Here is an 18,156-nt window from a genome sequence, read left to right as displayed (position 1 = left end):
CCGACTGTGCACGGTTTTACTTCAACACTGTTTTTCAGGCAACGGGATTTTTAACAATATGTTTCTTTACCATTGGCCCTGTTGTTATGCGGAAGCCTGTTCGGCGGTGTTTTCTTATGGATGAAAAATTTTGTTTGTGATACATATAAAAATTTTTCTCCTTGTTTGTGAGGGGTTTCTTTTGACTTGAACCAAGGATTGTTTGTGACTCTCTCTGAACCGGACTGCGTGGAAGAGCACCGTTTGGGTGACCCCGTTGTGTTAGTTTTAAGCGTTGGATTTATTGTGTTTTTTGTTGTTGCTTCCTTTGTGAGCATGGAAAGCGTTGCCGGTATGATCGGCACTGGTTTTGCCTGGACAGCAAGGGTGCTGGGGTCCTATTTCCAGCTACTTTTGCTGTTTACGTTTTTTATAGCCATGGGTTTGGCGGTTTCGCCGGCTTCCAGTGCCAGAATAGGGGATCTGGATGATCCTGAAATCAGCACATTTAAGTGGCTTTCCATGATCATGGCAACGCTTTTGGCAGGCGGAGGGGTTTTTTTTGCTGCGGGCGAGCCTGTATACCATTTTGTGGTGACGCCACCGGCCTTTGATACGGCGGCCGGAACGGCAGAAGCTGTGGCCGGTGCACTGGCACAATCATTCATGCATTGGGGTTTTCTGGCCTGGGCTGTGCTGGGAACCCTGAGCTCTGTGGTCCTGGCCCATGCCCACTATGACAGGGGGCAGCCTTTACAGCCGAGGACCCTTTTGTATCCTGTGCTGGGTGAGAGGGTCATGAAGGGCTGGTTTGGCGGAGTTGTGGATGCCTGCTGTGTGATCGCTGTTGTGGCCGGAACCGTCGGTCCCATCGGCTTTCTTGCCACTCAGGTCAGCTATGGGCTGCATGTGCTGTTCGGACTTCCGGACGGCTTTGGTACACAGATCGGGATTCTGTTTTTTCTGGCCTGCATTTATGTGACGTCCGCCATTACCGGGGTTCATAAAGGAATACAGGTTCTGAGCCGGTTTAATGTCTTTCTCGCTTTGGGTATAGCCGCCGCGATTTTTATTTTTGGTCCAACTCTTTTTCTCACCAATGCCCTTACGCAGGGCCTGGGGCAATACATCACCTCCTTTTTTACCATGGCAACCATGACGGCGGAAACGGCACCGGCCTGGTGGATGCAGTGGTGGACGGTTTTCTTTTTTGCCTGGTTTATTGGCTATGGTCCTTTGATGGCCATTTTTGTGGCGCGTATTTCAAGAGGCCGGACCATCCGTGAAATGATTGTGGCTGTGGCTGTCATGGCTCCTATTGCCACAACGGTCTGGTTTACTCTCCTGGGAGGATCAGGAATTTATTATCAGCTTATGGGCATCATTGATCTGACGGAGGCGTTGAACAGTTTTCAGTTTCACGTGGCGACTCTGACTGTGGCGCAGGCTTTGCCCGGGGGGACTTTCATGGCACTTGCCATCCTTGTGCTGACAACCGTTTTTGTTGCCACCACGGGAGATTCCATGAGTTATGCCATCTCCGTTGTGGGAGCAGGTCATGATAAACCTAATAAAGTGGTTCGTGCTTTCTGGGGTATCGCCATGGCCCTGATGGCAGGCCTTCTTCTCTTTATGGGGGCAGGCCAGATCAGTGCTTTGCAGCAGTTTATTGTGATTACGGCTATTCCTGTTTCCCTTGTACTTTTGCCTTCGCTCTGGACTGGCCCTAAAGCGGCCTATGCCATGGCAAAGGAGCAGGGGCTTACCTTTGTTAAGCGAAGGATGATTGATGACAGCTTTCCCTCTCCTGAGGGTGAGGAGGTTCTGAAAGTGGATGGTTATCCGTGAAGTTACAATCGGGTGGCAGCAATCAGTTCATTTCCCTGCAGCAGGAGAAATCTGTTTTTTGGATCAGGTAATTCTGTGCTGTCAGGGTGATGTTGGCCGATAATCAATCGTGAAGGTGGAAAAATGAAGTGGATTGGCCTTACATTAATTTTTGAAGGTGAAAACCCCGCCATGATGGAAGATCTTCTGGCATCGGTTTTTGCCGATCATGGTATCAGCGGAGTCCGTATTGACCAGCCGGACCTCGAACCCGAGGAGGGGTGGGGGGATGATGCACTGCCCAAGCCGGAGTTCCCTGCAGTGACTGGTTATCTTCCCAAAATGGAAGGGGTTGAAGACCGCATTGATGCCATTGTGAAGGCTGCTTCCGCGTTGGTGGATGCTGCTGGTTTTTGTCTTCGGACCCAGAGCGTGGAGATTGACGAGGAGGATTGGGCTGAAAGCTGGAAAGCTTTTTTCTGGCCGGAAAAAATAGGCAGGCGTATTGTGGTGAAACCCACCTGGCGCAGTTATGAGCCTGAAGGAGATGATATTGTCCTGAAAATTGATCCTGGCATGGCCTTTGGAACGGGAACTCACCCCACTACTTCTCTCTGCATACGGAAACTGGAGGAACTGGTTCGTCCCGGCGATGCGGTGCTGGATGTGGGCACAGGCTCCGGTATTCTGCTTATGGCCGCAGGAGCCCTGGGGGCAGGGCGGCTTGTGGGGGTGGATAACGATGCCGTTGCCGTTGACGTGGCGGCGGCGAACCTTTCCCTTAATGGTTTCGGGCCGGAAAAGCGGGAGCTTTTTGTGGGCAACCTGGCGGATCGTGTCGAAGGCCTGTTTGATCTGGTGGTGGCCAATATCCTTGCGGAAGTAGTGGTCATCCTGATTCCCGATATCCGGAGGGTATTGCGGCCCGGAGGCAGGGTGATCCTTTCCGGTATCATTGAAGAGAAAGTCCCCATGGTGCTGGATGCACTGACGGGCAGTGGTTTTTCTGCGGCAGAAAGTGAGCTGGACAGGGGCTGGGCCGTTTGCGTGGCGTAGCCCAGCCCCACGGCCGGATTGTGACAGGGAAACTGGTGGCTTCCTGCTTTTTATGATTCCAGTGGCAGGGTCAGGGTGTAAACCCGGTTGCCTCTCTGTATGCGCAGGGAGACTTCCCTGTCCATGCGATGGCGGATCAGGGCGGCATGGAGGTCGGAAAGACTTGTTATTTCCCTTTCCCCCAGGCTCCGGATTCGGTCACCGGGCCGGGCTCCGGCGCGGTCCAGAGCACTGTCCTTTCGTATGGTTGTCAGGATAACGGTACGGGGAGAATCCGGTTTTTCAGCAGCCTGAATGCCCATGAGTTTTTCCGGCAGATCCAAAGCCCTTTCCATGGGATAGGACTGTAGGGTCATGGAAAGGGTGAGGGGCTTTCCTTTTCGTATGATATCCACGCGTACAGGGGTTTCGGGCAGCATCATTTCCAGAAGTTCTCTGTAGTCTGCCATTTTTGTCGTTGGTTGACCATCCATGGCGGAGAGCACATCTCCTGCGCGTATTCCCGCGCGGGAGGCAGGGGAGTTTTTTTCCACATTCCGCACAAGAAGGCCTTCCGTCTCTCCCTTCCCCAGATAGCCCGCAAGGTCTCTGTCCATTTCCTGGCTCCGGAGCCCGTCCCAGAGGGGGATCACCATGCCGTGTTCGATGAGGTCCATGGCAATGCGTCGGGCTCTGTCAATGGGAATGGCAAAGCCGATACCCTGGGCTCTGGCATGGATGGCGGTGTTGATACCGATGACCTCACCCCGGATGTTGAGGAGAGGGCCTCCTGAATTGCCCGGATTGATGGATGCATCGGTCTGGATAAACCGTTTGAAAACATGGCGGTTGCTGCGTACGTGGCGATTGGTGGCACTGATGACACCCGTGGTCACGGTGTGGGAGAAGCCGAAGGGATTGCCGATGGCAATCACCGCTTCCCCGATCATGAGATCACGGCTGACTCCCATGGCTGCCTGGGGCAGAGAGTTGTTGCTTTCTATGCGGAGAACGGCAAGATCGCTTTCCGTATCCGCACCTACGAGCAGGGCAGGAAGTTCGCTGCCGTTTTCAAGGGTCACCGTAATGGTTTCTCCCCTTGCCACCACATGGGCATTGGTCAGCACATAGCCCTTTTCCCCATCTATGATGACACCGGAGCCAAGACTTGTGCGCTGTTGGCGTATCTCTGGGCCGTCCTCAAAGAAATCTCTGAAAAATTCATCAAAAAAAGGGTCGCGGAAACCGCTTCTGTGCCGGGTTTCTGTGTAGGCTGCACTGATGTTCACCACAGCCGGGGCTACATTGCGTACGGCAAGAACAACGGGTGTTTCTCTGTCCGGCAGTGAGCCCTGGGCCTGCAGGGGAAGAAGAAAGCATAAACAAAACAGAATCCATTTGCCCTTGATCATGACTTCTGGTATCCTTTTTTATTTTGTATATGAACGTTTTTTGTGGTGTTCTGGTCTGCGCATTTTTTGGAAGAGACGCATCGGACAAGCCTTTTCCCGCCCCCCCTTTTTGCCACCGGACCCTTATTTCAGGACCCTCAGCCTCCGGTAAATTATCATGCCCTTATCCAGCTATCAATTTGAATCCATCCTTGCAAAGGTGGAAAAGCCCAGCCGTTATCTGGGCACGGAAGTTAACAGCATCCGCAAGGAAGGCGGGGACTGTTTCCGTGTGGGCCTTGCCTTTCCCGATATGTATGAGATCGGTTCCTCCCATTTCGGGCTTCAGATCCTTTATGACATTTTAAACCGAGATGAAACCATTGCTGCAGAGCGCATCTATGTGCCTGCTCCGGATATGGCTGCCATGCTGAGGGAGACGGGGCTTCCCCTTGCAACCCTTGAAACCCGTACGCCTCTTGGGGATCTGCAGATTCTCGGTTTCAGCCTGCTTTATGAGCTGAATTATACCGGTGTGCTGGAAATTCTGAGTCTTGCAGGGCTGCCTTTTTACAGCCGGGACAGAAATGAATTCCATCCCCTTATTATTGCCGGTGGCCCTTGTGTGTGCAACCCCGAACCCATGGCTCCTTTTTTTGATGTCATGCTTATGGGGGATGGGGAGGAACAGCTTCCTGCCCTCTGCCGCCGTGTGCAGGATTTTGAAAAAGCCGGTGGCGGTACGCGCAGAGACCTTCTTACAAAACTGGCCCTGATTGATGGCGTGTATGTCCCCTCTTTTTACACCCCGTCCTGGGATGAAAAGGGGTTGCAGCGTCTGGCACCGGAAGAAGGCCAGCCCCCATCTGTGAAAAAAGCCGTACTGTCTTCTCTGGAGGCGGCTCCTGTTCCCCTGAGACCTGTTCTGCCTTTTACCAATCCCGTGCATGACAGGTTGCGTCTTGAGATTGCAAGGGGCTGTACAAGGGGCTGCCGTTTTTGTCAGGCGGGTATGCTGTACCGGCCTGTACGGGAGCGTTCCGTGGAGCGGCTCCTGCAGATAACGGAGGTGGCTCTGGCTGCAACGGGTTATGATGAGATGTCCCTGTTATCCCTTTCTACGGGAGACTACGGATGCCTTTCGGATCTTATGGAACAGCTCATGGATCGTTATGCCGGAGAACAGAGGGCCATCAGCCTGCCTTCCATCCGGGCCGGCCGCCTGACTCCGGCGCTTATGGAACAGATTAAAAAGGTCCGCAAAACCGGTTTCACCATTGCTCCGGAGGCGGGAAGCCAGCGGTTGCGGGATGTGATTAATAAAAATATTACGGAAGAAGAAATCGTCAATACCGTAAGGGATGCCATTTCTTTGGGATGGAATCAGATCAAGCTTTACTTCATGGTCGGCCTTCCCACGGAGACGGATGAAGACCTTCAGGGCATTATTGACCTTGCGGATAAGCTGCGCCGTTTCCGTACTCCTCAGGGTAAGTGGGGGCAGGTTACCGTAAGCGTGGGCACTTTTATCCCCAAGCCCCATGCGCCCTTTCAATGGGCCGGGATGATCTCCCTTGAAGAGGCCATGGAAAAATTCCGTTTTCTGAGAAGTCGGCTGAAAATGCCCGGAGTTCAGTTCAAGTGGCAGCATCCGGCCAGCAGCCATCTGGAAGCGCTGTTTTCCAGAGGTGACCGGCGCATGGCTCCCCTGCTGGTTCGGGCCTGGGAAAAAGGCTGTGTGTTGGATGGCTGGTCCGACTACTTCAAGCAGCACCTGTGGGATCAAGCTATTGTGGAGGAGGGGCTGGATGTGGATTTTTTTGTTTCCCGCCAGCGTTCTCTGGATGAACCTCTGCCCTGGGATGTGATGGATATTCGCGTAGCAAAGGATTTCCTGAAGGAGGAGTGGAAGAAGGCCTTTGCCATGACCATGACCCCGGATTGCCGGGAAGGGGCCTGTTCAGGGTGTGGAATCTGTGATTTTGACAGCATTGAGCCCAGACTTTTTCCTCACGCAGCTGCAGAAAAAGTGCTGCCCCCGCGTAAGCCACAGCATTTCAGGGATCTCTCTGTGGCATTTGAAAAGACGGGACCAGCCCGATTCTTTGGCCATCTTGAAATGATTCAGATTCTTTTGAAGGCCCTGCGCATGGCCGGTGTTACCTTTAAATTTTCCTCCGGGTTTAATCCAAAACCTGAAATCCGTTTTGGAGATACCCTGCCACTGGGTATGGTCAGTTTTTGTGAACGCTTTACCCTGACGGCAGGGGCGGAAGTAGCAACGGCGGGTTTTGCAGACAGGGTAAACCCCTTTCTTCCTCAGGGGCTCAGCATTACGGCATGCCGGGAGGCAAGGCCGGGTGAAAAGGATGCAAGCGTTCTGTATTATGATGTGCGCGGAACCGGGATTTTCCATGATGATAAGCTTGCGGCTTTTGCAGCGGAGAAGGAGTGGATTCTGGAGAAGACGGGGAAAAAAGGGAAGGTCAGCTTTCTTGATATCAAACAATTTATTGTACATATGGACAGAACGGACGAACAGACACTGTCTCTTTCTCTGAGAGCCTTGGAAGGGAGAACCCTTCGGCCTGCACAGGTACTGATGGCGGTTTTCGGCATGACGCCGGAGGCCATAAGAGACCTTGAAATTGTGAAGGTGTATGCCGTTTAAAGGGTCATGAAAGGGGGACTTTGAGAAAAGAATTGATTGTTAACGTGGCTCCGGGTGAAACCCGGGTGGCTTTGCTGGAAAATGGCGTCCTTGCGGAGTTTTTTGTGGAACGGGGGGACGAGGAGAATATTACGGGCAGTATTTATAAAGGCCGGGTGCAGAGAGTTCTGCCGGGAATGCAGGCCGCCTTTGTGGATATAGGGTTGAAGCAGGCGTCATTTCTTTATGTGGATGACGTGATGCCGGATCCCTGCGGTCTGGAGGTGGTGGACCCGGAGGATGAGGGAATGGAAGGCCCTCTTCATGCTGCCGGTAAAAGCGGTCGGGGAACGAGGCATCGCATAGAAACCCTCCTGAAGGAGGGGCAGGAGATTATGGTTCAGGTGATCAAGGCTCCCGTTGGAACCAAGGGGGCAAGGGTCACCACACAGGTGTCTCTGCCCGGAAGATTCCTGGTGCTGATGCCTACCGTGCCCCATGTGGGGGTTTCCAGAAAAATTCTGTGTGACGAGGAACGGACCCGCCTGAAGGTACTTGTGGAAACCTTTCGGAACCCTGAGCACGGCTATATTTTTCGTACGGCGGCGGAAGGTGTGGATCCGGAGGCCGTTTCCAGGGAGATTAGCGTGCTGGACCGTCTTTGGGAAATGGTTCAGGACCGGTATAAAAATCAGAAGGCACCTGTTCGTATTCACAGGGATCTTTCCGTTACTTTCCGCTCACTCCGGGATCTTCTGACCCATGATGATGCCCGCAGGCTGGTGATTGACTCCAGAGAGGGCTGTAAGGCTGTGAGTCAGTTTCTTGCCAGAACCATGCCCGATCTGGAAGTGGATGTGGTTCATTATCAGGGAAAGTCATTGATTTTTGATACCTATAACATTGAAGCGGAAATCCAGCGGGCCTTGAGGAAAAAGGTCTGGCTGAAATCCGGCGGTTATATCATTATAGAGCAGACAGAGGCCCTTGTGGCCATTGATGTGAATACGGGCCGTTATGTAGGTAAGGAAAATTTTGAGGAAACCATCCTGCTTACCAATCTTGAGGCGGTGCGGGAAATCGCCCATCAGATTCGTCTGAGAAATTTGTGCGGTATTATTATTATAGATTTCATAGACATGGCCCGAACCGTCAACCAGGAAAGGGTTTTTCAGGCCTTTCGGGATGCGGTTCAGGCAGACAGGGTGAAAACCAACATTCTGCCCATGAGTGAGCTGGGTCTTGTTCAGATGACCCGGAAAAGAACGCGGAAGTCATTGTCAAGAATTTTGTGCAGCAACTGTCCCTGCTGTGACGGCAGGGGGCATCTGTCTTCTCCGGGAACCCTTTGTTTTCAGATCTACAGGGAGCTGATGCGGTATGCAGGGGATGCGGAAGGCGAATCCTTTACCGTAACCTGTCATCCGGAAACTGCCGACGAGCTTCTCCGTGGGTCACGGGCCATTGTGGATGTGGTGGAGAAGAAGACGGGAATGCGGGTTCATGTTGTGGCAGATGCGGTATGTCACCCTGAGGAATTTGATATTGTTGAGAATCTTAAGGGAAAAACCCATAGAACAAAGGGAGAATCGGGTTGACAGTCGAGGGGAAATGTGATTCCCTGACGCGATTTGTCCGGAGTAGAGGGTACATGCCTTCGGACATGCATGGGCAGACAAGGTGTTTTGCCGGGTACGTGTAGAGAGCCCGGGTCCAGAAACACCCGGAAACAACTGCCTGCCAATGGGTAGGGTTATGTCGGGCAGGCAAATGATAAAACAGTAACATAACAACAGACCTGTATGGTGTAAGGGATTAAAAATCATGAAAAGAACGTTTCAGCCAAGCCGCATCAAGCGGGCAAGAAATCATGGATTCCGTAAAAGAATGTCCACAGTAGCCGGTCGTCGCATTGTTAAGGCCAGAAGAGCCAGAGGCCGTAAGCGACTTTCCGCCTGATGCCTTTTCTGTCTTCTGCCGGACTCGGAGGCCCGGTGTGTTTACCCCAGGCCGGAAGTGATCCCTTGGAAAAAGGCTTTCGTATTGTCGGGAGAAGACCGTTCGGGTCTGCTGCGGTACAGATGGAGTTGTCTGCCGTTTCAGACCTGTGCGGATGGCTTTTTTTGCGCCATCACCGGTTTCGGTCAGGCATGCCTTTATCAACGGATTCAGATTCTGCGGGTCCGGAGAAAAGGATCCTAACAACGGGAGAGGATCGGGATTGCAAGAACGTTTTACAAAAGCAGATCGCCTGCGAAAGCGAAGTATGTTTCTTCAGCTTTCAAAAACAGGAAAAAAGGTTCACTCCCCTTATTTTCTTGCCCTGTTTTCCGGCAACAGCCTGGCCAGACCCCGGTTGGGGGTCACCGCTTCCAGAAAAGTGGGAAATGCCGTGAAGAGGAATCGTATCAAACGTCTTGTGCGGGAATATTTCCGGACCCGGGGCAGAATAACTGTTCCGGCCGGTCTGGATATCCACGTGATTGCCAAGCGCGAAGCCGTGGAGCAGACAGCGGACCGCATTTTTTTATCCCTTCAGGAACTGTTTGAAAAGATTACCAGGAAACAGGGTGCCTGAAGTGATGAAACGTCTGATCCTGATACTCATCCGTACCTATCAGCTGATTTTGTCTCCATTACTGGGGCCAGCCTGCCGGTTTTATCCCACCTGCTCTGTCTATGCCTATGAGGCTGTTCAGAAGTATGGTGTCTTGCGGGGGGGCTATCTGGCTGTCAGGCGTGTTTTGAAGTGCCATCCGTTTCATCCGGGCGGCGTGGATCCCGTTCCCTGAAGGGAAAGATCCTGCCGCCATTGTTTTTGGTGGCCGATGAAGAACTGATCTCCCGCTTTCCTGTAGATTCGGGAGCGAAAAGACAGCATTGTCGGTCTGTGCCGGTTTTACCTGTTTCCGGCCCGTGTTTGGATAGCGGGCATCCGTGCACCCATGGGAGTTTTAGGAGTCATTCATGGAGCAGTTTCGTTTTCTCGCAGCCATAGTGTTGTCTTTTCTGGTATTTATTGTATGGAATTATTTTTTCATGCCAGAGCCTTCGTCTTTGCCGGAAGAGCCTCGGGAAGTTGCCTTCAGTCCGTTGACGGAAAGATCGGAGTCTGCGTCGCCGGATCTTCTGACCTTCCCTCAGACGGATTTCGGCGTACTTCAGAGCGCTCCACAGCGTGCAGCACGACTGTATACGGTTGAAACACCACTGTATACAGCCGTTATTACTGAAAAAGGTGCTGCATTCGAAGGTTTTTCCCTGAAACATTACCGGGAAAGTTCTGAAAAGGGGAGTCCGGAAAAGCAGATACTGGAATCCTATCTGGGACCGAACTTTACCCTTTCCACGGAGGGTTCCAGTATCCCCGGGCTGGGAACGGCTCTTTTCACCGGCCCGGACAGGGAGAAACAGGTTCTGGGAACCCGTGATGAAACCCTTGTCTTCACATGGGCATCGCCAGAGGGTTTCGTGGTGGAAAAACGCTATACCTTCCGTCCGGAGAGCTATCTGATCACCTGTGATGTCCGTATCCGGAATACGGGTAGCCTTGTTATCGCGGACCGGCTGGGTTTTTCTCTGACATCGGCCGTTGCGGACAGGAGGGCCATCGGCTTCGAAGGTCCCACGGCTCTGATAGACAGGGATGTGGAGCGGCTTAAGGCTAAGGATATCCGAAAGAAAGGGCGGTACAGTGGTGATATCCGCTGGGTGGCTCTTCAGGATCACTATTTTGCTACGGCCGTTATTCCCGTCAGTGAAGAACCTTCTGTTATGCGTGTGTCCATGGAGGACAATCAGGCTTATCGGCTTACGTATTACACAGATACCTTTCAGATGGGCCCCGGTGCCCTGGTGAGCAAGCAGGTCCAGTTTTTTGCAGGTCCGAAAAGTGTTACGGTCCTGAAGGAAGCGGGATACGGCCTGCAGGCACTGGTAGATTTCGGATGGTTTGATCTTCTGGCTCAACCCTGTCTCTGGCTTTTAAACAAGATCTACAATGTGATTCCCAACTATGGTGTGGCCATTATTCTTCTGACCGTTTTTATCAAGCTTCTGTTCTGGCCTCTGGGAAACAAGAGCTACCGGGCCATGAATGAGATGAAAAAACTGCAGCCTCTGATGATGGAACTCAGGGAAAAATATGGTCATGATAAGCAGAAAATGAATCAGGAAATTATGAATCTGTACCGGACCTATAAGGTGAACCCCATGAGTGGTTGCCTTCCCCTCCTGGTCCAGATGCCTATTTTTATTGCTCTGTACCGTATGCTGTATGAGGCAATAGAGCTGCGTCATGCGCCGTTTATGGGATGGATTCAGGATCTTTCTGCTCCGGACCGGCTTTTTGAGTTCGGTTTTTCCATTCCCTTCATGCAGGAACCCTATGGTATACCCGTGCTGACCATTATCATGGGTGCCACCATGTTTTTACAGCAGAAAATGGCGCCTCCTGCCGGGGATCCCATGCAGGCAAAAATCATGATGTTTTTGCCGCTGATCTTTACGGTTATCTTCATCAATTTCCCCGCAGGTCTTGTTCTTTACTGGCTCGTGAACAATATTCTGTCCATAGCGCAGCAGTATTACATTATCAGGACCTCGCGGTAGTGGGAGGGAGCATGAATACCAGTGTAGAATATGAAGGTAAAAGCGTTGAAGACGCTCTGGAAAATGCCAGCAGAAAGCTCAGAATCCCCAAGGAGAAAATACAGTATGATGTTCTTTCCTACGGATCAACCGGCATTTTCGGGCTTGTGGGTGTAAAAAAGGCAAAAATCCGTGTGGCCGCCGGTCAGGGAAAAAATGGAGTGTCATCTGTTGCGGACCGAAAGGTCAGTGCCCTTTCCCTGGTAGATGAAGCCTTTGGTCCTCTGGATGTTCCGACAGAGGAGGCAAAGATCAGTCCGGCGGATGAACGGCCTTCAGGGTCTTCCCAGGCAAAAAACAGGCAGGGAGGTCAGAAAGCTTCTGCAGGGGAAACCAGGCCTCTTCCCGCTGCAGGCCCGCCTGCGTCAGACAGCCCGGCAGACCTTCCTCCTGTTCCCCATTCCCCCGTATCCAGCCCTGACGGTGAAGGGGCTCCGGGGTTGGTTGTGCCGAAGAAAAATGGAGACAAAGGGACATCCAAAAGTCGTTCCCGCTCTTCCCGATCCCGGAGTGGCCGTAACAACCAGCAGCAGAAGGCTGCCTCGCCTGCCGCGGACTTTTCCGAAGAAGAGCCATTACTACCCCCTGCGGCCGAAACTCCCGATGTTCGTATCGGTGAAGGAGAGGCTCCTGGCGGATGGAAAGAAGAAGAGGACCAGGTTCCCGTTGAGGTCACGGAGGAAATGGTGGCAAGGGGCCGTGAGGTTCTGGAAAAGATTCTGGCCTATATCAGTGATGATGTGACCATACGGGAGGAGGTTTCTCCGGGCCGTATTCTTTATAACCTTGATGGTGGTAACCCTGCCATTATCATTGGCAAGCGGGGGCAGACCCTGGAAGCCATTCAGTATGCAGTGGATAAAATTGTCAACCGTGATGCGGAAGGGCGGGTTCGTATCCAGATGGATGTGGAAGGATACATTGAAACCCGCAGGGAGCATCTGCAGCAACTGGCACTGAAACAGGCGGAAAAAGCCCGCCGCACGGGGAAGCCGGCTACTATTGGGCAGATGAATGCCCATGACCGGCGGATCATTCACTTGGCCCTGAAGGATGATAAGGGAGTCCGTACCCAGAGCGTGGGAGAGGGATATTACCGCAGGCTGGTGATCTTTCCCAAGAAAGTGCGGCGTCGCAGATCCGATGGAAACGGTAGTGAAGATTCCTGACGCCAGCTGAGCATTGAAGAGAGAATATCCATGAAAAAAGTACCGTTTCCTTGTGTGGAACGGTACTTTTTTTATAAGGCCGCCTGTATCACTACCCCGGTTGAAGAGCCGGTGATTTGCTGATATCGATGGGCCACGGAGCCACCATGGTGACCGTGCTGACGAAGATTACATGGGGTTTTGTCAGCGGATTCACGGAACCGGACCCTCTGTGTCGAATCCTATGAATGCTTCCATACAGGAAAAACGAATGATTGTTGAACATACAGACACCATTGCAGCTATCGCTACACCTCCCGGAGCCGGCGGCATCGGTATTGTAAGAATTTCCGGACCGGAGTCCATTGCCATTCTCTGTCGTTTATTTCGTAAAAAGGGGATGTGTGGCCCCGCAGGGCCGGCTGATTTTGCTTCCCGCCGCCTTACTCTGGGACTGATCTGTGACCCTGTGAGCGGTGAAGAAATGGATGAGGTTCTGGCTGTGGTGATGAGCGCTCCGGCCTCTTTTACAGGCGAAGATGTTGTGGAAATCCATGCCCATGGCGGACCCTATCTGATCCGTAGCCTTCTGGGCCTTGTGGTGGCGCAGGGGGCCCGCCCGGCAGATCCGGGAGAGTTTACCCGCAGGGCTTTTCTGGCAGGGCGTATGGACCTTACGCAGGCGGAAGGAGTTATGGATCTTATTGCCGCACGCACAAACGCTGCGCGCAGGATGGGTTCCGCCCTTCTCTGCGGGGAGCTGGGGAGTGAGGTGCGCCGTCTTCGGGAAAATTTGCTGGATCTGGCCACACGAATGGCTGCAGAAATTGATTTCCCTGAGGATGTGGGTGAACTGGTGGACACGACAGTTCTTTTTCGTGAAGTGGTAGAAGACTACCTCCCGTCTCTTGAATCTTTGATTCACCGGGGAGAGGCTGGAATCCGTTTACGTGAAGGAATTCGTCTTGTGATAGCGGGTGTGCCCAATGTGGGGAAATCTTCTCTCATGAATTGCCTGTTGGACAGGGAACGATCCATTGTTACGGATATACCGGGTACCACGCGGGATCTGGTTGAGGAATCATTGAATCTTTCAGGTCTCCCCGTTATACTTACAGATACGGCTGGTATACGGGACTCTGAGGATCCCGTTGAAAGTATCGGGGTTGAGAGGGCAAGGGCCAGCATTCTCAATGCAGACCGTGTCCTTCTGGTCCTTGATGCTGGCAGGGGGGCGGATGAGGGCAGCTGTGCTCTTGAAAAGGAAGTGGCATCCTGTCCCTATGTGGTTGTTGTGAATAAAAAAGATCTTGTAGAAGACAGCCGCCGGTTTTCTTTGCCCCCGTCCTGGCAGCCGGAAGCCCGTGTTGATATCTGCGCCCGTACCGGTGAAGGTGTGGACACTTTACGGAAAGTGCTGGCAGATCTTGCGGGAGTATCCTCGCCGGAGCATGCGGTGCTGCCGAACCTGAGGCACACCCGTGCTTTTGAGAAGGCACGGGATGCCCTTGTGCGGGTCCGGGAAGGCTTAGGGGCAGGATATTTCTGGGATCTTTTGTCCGTGGATGTGGATGATGCTGTGCGGGAGCTTGGCACGGTTCTGGGAGAGGTTTCTGATCCGGATCTTCTGGACAGGATTTTTTCGGATTTCTGCATAGGTAAATAGCTCCATGGCTGATATTCGGGATGGTTTTTTCCGGTTCGTTCGGAAGAAGATACGGCGGCGTGCCGGTTGTTTTTATGTAGCTCTTATTCTGTGCGCTGTATGATGGCGGGTGTAGTGTACCCTCAACGTAAGTATGGTTTACGGAGGTTGGTATGTCTCGACTCCCCTGTAGAATAAAGCGAGAGTTTGAACATAAACGGATTGCCAAAACCAGTACGGCGGTAGCGGGGCTTGCCGCTGCGGCATCCGCAGGTGTGGGTGTGGTGGCGGCGGCAGCGGCACCCAAAGGATTGGCAGCCTTGGGAGTGGCCTTGAAGATTTCCAGTGCGCCTCTCCTTGTGACGGCAGCCCCTGTTGCCGCCGGTGTGGCTGTGGCTGTGGGAACCTCCGCCGGGCTGATCCGTTTTTACTCATGGTATAGGGAGCGTGCCGAAGAGGCTGCTCTTGCTGAAGAAGAGAAGGCGTTGGACAGGGAGGCCCCTCTCCTGCTGGAGTGATTTGTTGAAAAATATGCTTTGGGCTGTTTCTTTGAAATGCCCTTGTGGCAGGATGCCGGAATAGGCAGGCTTTATGGGAGGGCCGCTTTATAAACGGTGGAAAGGGTTCTTTTTCGGCTCAGGAATTTTCTGCCGGGCCTCTTTCCTCGGGAAGGGCCTGATGCAGTTTTTCCCGCAGGATTTCAGCGGCAGGCTGACTCTGCTGGAGGATGGTTTCCATGCGGTTGAAGTGAAGGAGGCGTACGTCATGAATTTCCGGTCGTATGTAGATATGGGGCTGCAGGTATTTCATTTTAGCTGAGGTGATGGACTGTTGCATGATTTTGAAAGTGTCAAAAAGGACATCCGTTGCCCTGATCTCTTTGCCCGGTATGCGGTTTCCCGTTCCTGCCACATCAATGGCAATCACAATGTCACAGGTCTGGAGCAGATGATCATAGGGAAGCGGGTTGCTTGTGCCGCCGTCTATGTAGAGACGTCCATCGATAGCTTCTGGAGGAAACAGGCCGGGAACGGCCATGCTGGCCTGCAGCGCAGTCAGAAGGTCACCGCTCTTAAAAATGATTTCCTCACCCGACCAGTAGTCCGTGGCAACGACCATAAGGGGGATTGGTAAATTTTCAAAAGTGAGGGTTCCCATTTTCTCGCCCAGAAACCGGATGAATCCCTCGCTGCTGAACAGGCCCCCGTTTTCAAGGTCAATCTGCATAAGATCAGTGAGGGCAAGGCCGGATTTGCCCTGAATAAGCTTCATGACTACCTTGGTGTTGCTACCGGCAAAAGTCTGAAAAAGATCTCTGATTTCTTTTCCGGACATCCCTGCGGCGTACAGGCTTCCGATAATGGCACCGATGCTGCTCCCGGCAATTTTTTGGGGTTTGAGGCCCATTTCATCCAGTACTTCCAGCATGGCAATGTGAGAGAGGCCCGTTGCCCCGCCGGAACCAAGGGCAAGTCCGATGGTGGGCCGGGTGGGCTCGTTTGTCTCTGCAGGGAGTGCCGTTTTGGGAAGCGGTAGTATGGCACAACAGAAGGTCAGAATGGTGAGAGCCGTCCGGGTCAGTTTTCTCATGGCAGCCTTATGGTTTTGAAGGATTGTGTGTGATGGGTTGCCTCGGTCCTGCGGATGGCCAGGCTGGAAGAAGGGCGACGAAGATTCCGTTTGTTTGCCGATCAAGGGGGAACGTCATCAGCCGGGCTCAGGGCTTGGGAAAATGTCAGGTCCTTATTCTTTGAATGGTTTTTTCTGATAAGGTCAGAATACCATGTCGACTCTGAAAGGTAATCAGAAATAATCTCATTTTGTTTCCGCATGGCCAGTTCGGTCAGCGGCACTGCCCGGAAAGGGTAGTGCTGAACAGTTTCTTTTTGTCCTGTCCAAAGCATGCACAGCAGGATGTGATCGGAATGTAAGGCACTTCAGGATACTCTCTTTTGTGCGAATTGGGTACCGGACAGTCCGGAAGTCAAAGCGCGGTGGAAAGGCCAGAGAATGGAAAACAGTAATCATGGTTCTGACGCAAAGGGTAAGGAAGCCCTTATGTCGCTGGATCTCGATACAGTGGGGCGGTTTCTTGAGGATCTGGCGGAAAAGGATCCCCGGATTCGTGAGCGTGTAGAGGCTCTCTATCGTTCTTCGGATGCTTCGGCTCTGTCGGATTATTTGAAGGAGCGGCTGGATCACTTTCATGCTCTGCCCGAAAGTCTGGGTTTTCGTGATCTTTTCCCTCTTGCCCGGGATTGCAGGGCTTTTCTGTCAGACACGTCTATTTTAATGGCCCCTCTGGATGCGGGTGTTGCTCTGGATCTTGTGGATCGTTTTCTGGATATGGACAGGGTTCTGGAAGGTCTGGAGGATGGCGGCGGGCCATTGCAGTCTGTTTTTGGTGATGCCTGTGACTTGTGGCTGACTCTTGCTGCAGAAAGTGGGCTTGCCATGGACTGGTCAAGTCGGATTCTGGAACACTTTCTGAAAGATCGTTTCGGAGTCCGTGTGAATCTTCTCCGCCATGCAGACATTCTTTTGCCTGCTGATCAGCTGGAAAAGCTGGCAGAACGTATGGTGTCCGATGCGGAGGACAAAGCCATGGATGCAGGGGGAGAATGGTACCGGTACCGCCTCGCCATGGGGCTTCGTTATCTTTCTCAGGTTCTGCGTGACCCCGAACTTATGGCCCGGAGCGTGACTCTGGTGCAATCCGAGCCCAGCCCCCGCCAGATTGGTGATATTGTGCAGGCCTATCTGGATTATGAGGGGCCTGAAGCGGCTCTTGCATGGCTGGCAGGTGACTGGGGTGACCGTGAGCTGGAAAGGCTGGACCTCTTGGATAAGGTGTATGGTGCCATGGATGACCGGGAAATGCTGTTCCAGATTCGAAGGGAACGTTATGGTGCTCAGCCTTCAGCGGACTACCTGCTGGCCCTCCTGGATGTTTGTGATGCCGATGAAAAGGAAGCCTTCCTTGCTTCTGCGCCGGAAACTGCCCGACACACCACAAGTCTTTATTCCGGCCTGAACCTTCTTCTTTCCGTGAATGCGGTGAAGGAGGCAGAAAGGCTGCTTGCAGAGCGGTTGGATGCCCTGTCTTCCTATGATTACACGGCTGTGCTACGCATACAGGGGAAATTTGATGCGGCTGGCTCTCCACTAGGGCAATCTCTGTGTTTTCGGGCGCTGGTTGAAGGGATCCTTGATGAAGCACGGTTCAGGGCCTATGGTAAGGCGGTGGCCTACTGCGAGACCCTGGAGGTTCTCGATTCTCTCATCTCCAGCTATGGAGATCTTCCGAATCACCTCCAATATCTCTCCTGGTTGCGCAAAACATATGGTGACAAGAGGGTTTTCTGGCAGCGTATGGACGGGCACTCTGCCGGCGATGCGGAGCAGGAGGACTGGCAGGATGCTTCGGATTCGTCTGTTTTCGTTGAGAAGCGTGCGGAAAAGCAGGGCACAGTTCAGGGAGGAATGGGCTATGGGCATGATGCATCTCTGGAAGTTCCTTCAGGAAGAATCGTGAAGAAGGTTCCACGTGAAACATCCTCTGTGCCGTCCCGGAAAGTTCCACGTGGAACACCGGGCGGAATAGCTGGGTGAGTCTGTGCCGTCCGTTCTTCGGTTGAACAGTCTTTCTGCGGATGGTATAGGAAGTGGGTATTTTAAATGGAAACAGGCAGGCCGTTACGTGCTGCTTCAGGAAAGGATCCTAATGGATTTTGCACCGTATTTTAAACAGTATGAAGTGCTGGTAGCTTCGGCGGAAAAAGCCTTTGAACGGGTACGGGGTATGCACCCGGAGGAAGTCCGGTGTACAAC

Annotated in this window: 14 protein-coding genes; 12 read left to right on the top strand and 2 right to left on the bottom strand. The window is 52.8% G+C overall.

Features of this window, described 5'->3' with window-relative positions:
* The first annotated feature begins 204 nt into the window (after positions 1 to 204).
* Both OOT00_RS12535 and prmA read left to right on the top strand, forming a co-directional pair.
* Positions 205 to 1,827, top strand: coding sequence for a BCCT family transporter (locus OOT00_RS12535; protein WP_265425724.1), 1,623 nt, complete (start codon positions 205 to 207; stop codon positions 1,825 to 1,827).
* A gap of 123 nt (positions 1,828 to 1,950) precedes the next feature.
* Positions 1,951 to 2,862 carry a 50S ribosomal protein L11 methyltransferase gene (gene prmA, locus OOT00_RS12530; protein WP_265425723.1) on the top strand — a complete coding sequence of 304 codons (912 nt, stop codon included), beginning with the start codon at positions 1,951 to 1,953 and terminating at the stop codon, positions 2,860 to 2,862.
* 50 nt (positions 2,863 to 2,912) lie between these two features.
* Here prmA and OOT00_RS12525 read toward each other — a convergent pair whose 3' ends face one another.
* On the bottom strand, positions 2,913 to 4,253 hold the full coding sequence (locus tag OOT00_RS12525; protein WP_265425722.1) for a trypsin-like peptidase domain-containing protein: 1,341 nt from the start codon (positions 4,251 to 4,253) through the stop codon (positions 2,913 to 2,915).
* A 157-nt stretch (positions 4,254 to 4,410) separates the two neighbouring features.
* Here OOT00_RS12525 and OOT00_RS12520 point away from each other — a divergent pair, with 157 nt between their 5' ends.
* The 9 genes from OOT00_RS12520 to OOT00_RS12480 all read left to right on the top strand — a co-directional run bounded on the left by OOT00_RS12520 (position 4,411) and on the right by OOT00_RS12480 (position 14,843).
* Complete coding sequence (locus OOT00_RS12520; protein ID WP_265425721.1) at positions 4,411 to 6,903, top strand: TIGR03960 family B12-binding radical SAM protein; 2,493 nt, start codon at positions 4,411 to 4,413, stop codon at positions 6,901 to 6,903.
* 20 nt (positions 6,904 to 6,923) lie between these two features.
* Positions 6,924 to 8,480: an Rne/Rng family ribonuclease gene (locus tag OOT00_RS12515; protein ID WP_265425720.1), complete on the top strand. Its 1,557-nt coding sequence runs from the start codon at positions 6,924 to 6,926 to the stop codon at positions 8,478 to 8,480.
* Between the two features lie 226 nt (positions 8,481 to 8,706).
* Complete coding sequence (gene rpmH / locus OOT00_RS12510; protein ID WP_265425719.1) at positions 8,707 to 8,841, top strand: 50S ribosomal protein L34; 135 nt, start codon at positions 8,707 to 8,709, stop codon at positions 8,839 to 8,841.
* Between the two features lie 262 nt (positions 8,842 to 9,103).
* Complete coding sequence (rnpA, locus tag OOT00_RS12505) at positions 9,104 to 9,460, top strand: ribonuclease P protein component (RefSeq protein ID WP_265425718.1); 357 nt, start codon at positions 9,104 to 9,106, stop codon at positions 9,458 to 9,460.
* 4 nt (positions 9,461 to 9,464) lie between these two features.
* Positions 9,465 to 9,674, top strand: a complete 210-nt coding sequence (gene yidD / locus OOT00_RS12500; RefSeq protein ID WP_265425717.1) for a membrane protein insertion efficiency factor YidD — start codon at positions 9,465 to 9,467, stop codon at positions 9,672 to 9,674.
* Positions 9,675 to 9,849: 175 nt separating this feature from the next.
* Positions 9,850 to 11,493: a membrane protein insertase YidC gene (gene yidC / locus OOT00_RS12495; protein ID WP_265425716.1), complete on the top strand. Its 1,644-nt coding sequence runs from the start codon at positions 9,850 to 9,852 to the stop codon at positions 11,491 to 11,493.
* 11 nt (positions 11,494 to 11,504) lie between these two features.
* Entirely contained in the window at positions 11,505 to 12,701 is a 1,197-nt protein-coding gene (locus OOT00_RS12490; protein ID WP_265425715.1) for a Jag family protein, read from the top strand.
* A 250-nt stretch (positions 12,702 to 12,951) separates the two neighbouring features.
* Positions 12,952 to 14,346 (top strand): tRNA uridine-5-carboxymethylaminomethyl(34) synthesis GTPase MnmE, encoded by a 1,395-nt coding sequence (gene mnmE / locus OOT00_RS12485; protein ID WP_265425714.1) that lies wholly within the window; start codon positions 12,952 to 12,954, stop codon positions 14,344 to 14,346.
* A 152-nt stretch (positions 14,347 to 14,498) separates the two neighbouring features.
* The gene (locus OOT00_RS12480) at positions 14,499 to 14,843 is read left to right on the top strand and encodes a hypothetical protein (protein WP_265425713.1); all 345 of its coding nucleotides are present in this window, start codon (positions 14,499 to 14,501) and stop codon (positions 14,841 to 14,843) included.
* 118 nt (positions 14,844 to 14,961) lie between these two features.
* Here the strand turns inward: OOT00_RS12480 and OOT00_RS12475 are convergent, their stop codons facing one another.
* Positions 14,962 to 15,915 (bottom strand): patatin-like phospholipase family protein, encoded by a 954-nt coding sequence (locus OOT00_RS12475; RefSeq protein ID WP_265425712.1) that lies wholly within the window; start codon positions 15,913 to 15,915, stop codon positions 14,962 to 14,964.
* A gap of 420 nt (positions 15,916 to 16,335) precedes the next feature.
* Between OOT00_RS12475 and OOT00_RS12470 the strand changes: the two genes are divergently transcribed.
* Positions 16,336 to 17,937, top strand: coding sequence for a DUF6880 family protein (locus OOT00_RS12470; protein WP_265425711.1), 1,602 nt, complete (start codon positions 16,336 to 16,338; stop codon positions 17,935 to 17,937).
* Positions 17,938 to 18,156: the final 219 nt, after the last annotated feature.

The sequence above is a fragment of the Desulfobotulus pelophilus genome (assembly GCF_026155325.1).
Classification (GTDB): domain Bacteria; phylum Desulfobacterota; class Desulfobacteria; order Desulfobacterales; family ASO4-4; genus Desulfobotulus; species Desulfobotulus pelophilus.
Note: the sequence above shows the minus strand (reverse complement) of the source record. Positions and strands in the feature narration are given on the sequence as shown.

Excerpts from the sequence above, each read along its gene's own strand:
- OOT00_RS12480 (WP_265425713.1), top strand. The coding sequence starts at position 14,499 with ATGTCTCGACTCCCCTGTAGAATAAAGCGAGAGTTTGAACATAAACGG.
- OOT00_RS12525 (WP_265425722.1), bottom strand. The coding sequence starts at position 4,253 with ATGATCAAGGGCAAATGGATTCTGTTTTGTTTATGCTTTCTTCTTCCC.
- OOT00_RS12475 (WP_265425712.1), bottom strand. The coding sequence starts at position 15,915 with ATGAGAAAACTGACCCGGACGGCTCTCACCATTCTGACCTTCTGTTGT.
- OOT00_RS12470 (WP_265425711.1), top strand. The coding sequence starts at position 16,336 with ATGGAAAACAGTAATCATGGTTCTGACGCAAAGGGTAAGGAAGCCCTT.
- mnmE (WP_265425714.1), top strand. The coding sequence starts at position 12,952 with ATGATTGTTGAACATACAGACACCATTGCAGCTATCGCTACACCTCCC.
- OOT00_RS12520 (WP_265425721.1), top strand. The coding sequence starts at position 4,411 with ATGCCCTTATCCAGCTATCAATTTGAATCCATCCTTGCAAAGGTGGAA.
- rpmH (WP_265425719.1), top strand. The coding sequence starts at position 8,707 with ATGAAAAGAACGTTTCAGCCAAGCCGCATCAAGCGGGCAAGAAATCAT.
- yidD (WP_265425717.1), top strand. The coding sequence starts at position 9,465 with ATGAAACGTCTGATCCTGATACTCATCCGTACCTATCAGCTGATTTTG.
- OOT00_RS12490 (WP_265425715.1), top strand. The coding sequence starts at position 11,505 with ATGAATACCAGTGTAGAATATGAAGGTAAAAGCGTTGAAGACGCTCTG.
- yidC (WP_265425716.1), top strand. The coding sequence starts at position 9,850 with ATGGAGCAGTTTCGTTTTCTCGCAGCCATAGTGTTGTCTTTTCTGGTA.
- prmA (WP_265425723.1), top strand. The coding sequence starts at position 1,951 with ATGAAGTGGATTGGCCTTACATTAATTTTTGAAGGTGAAAACCCCGCC.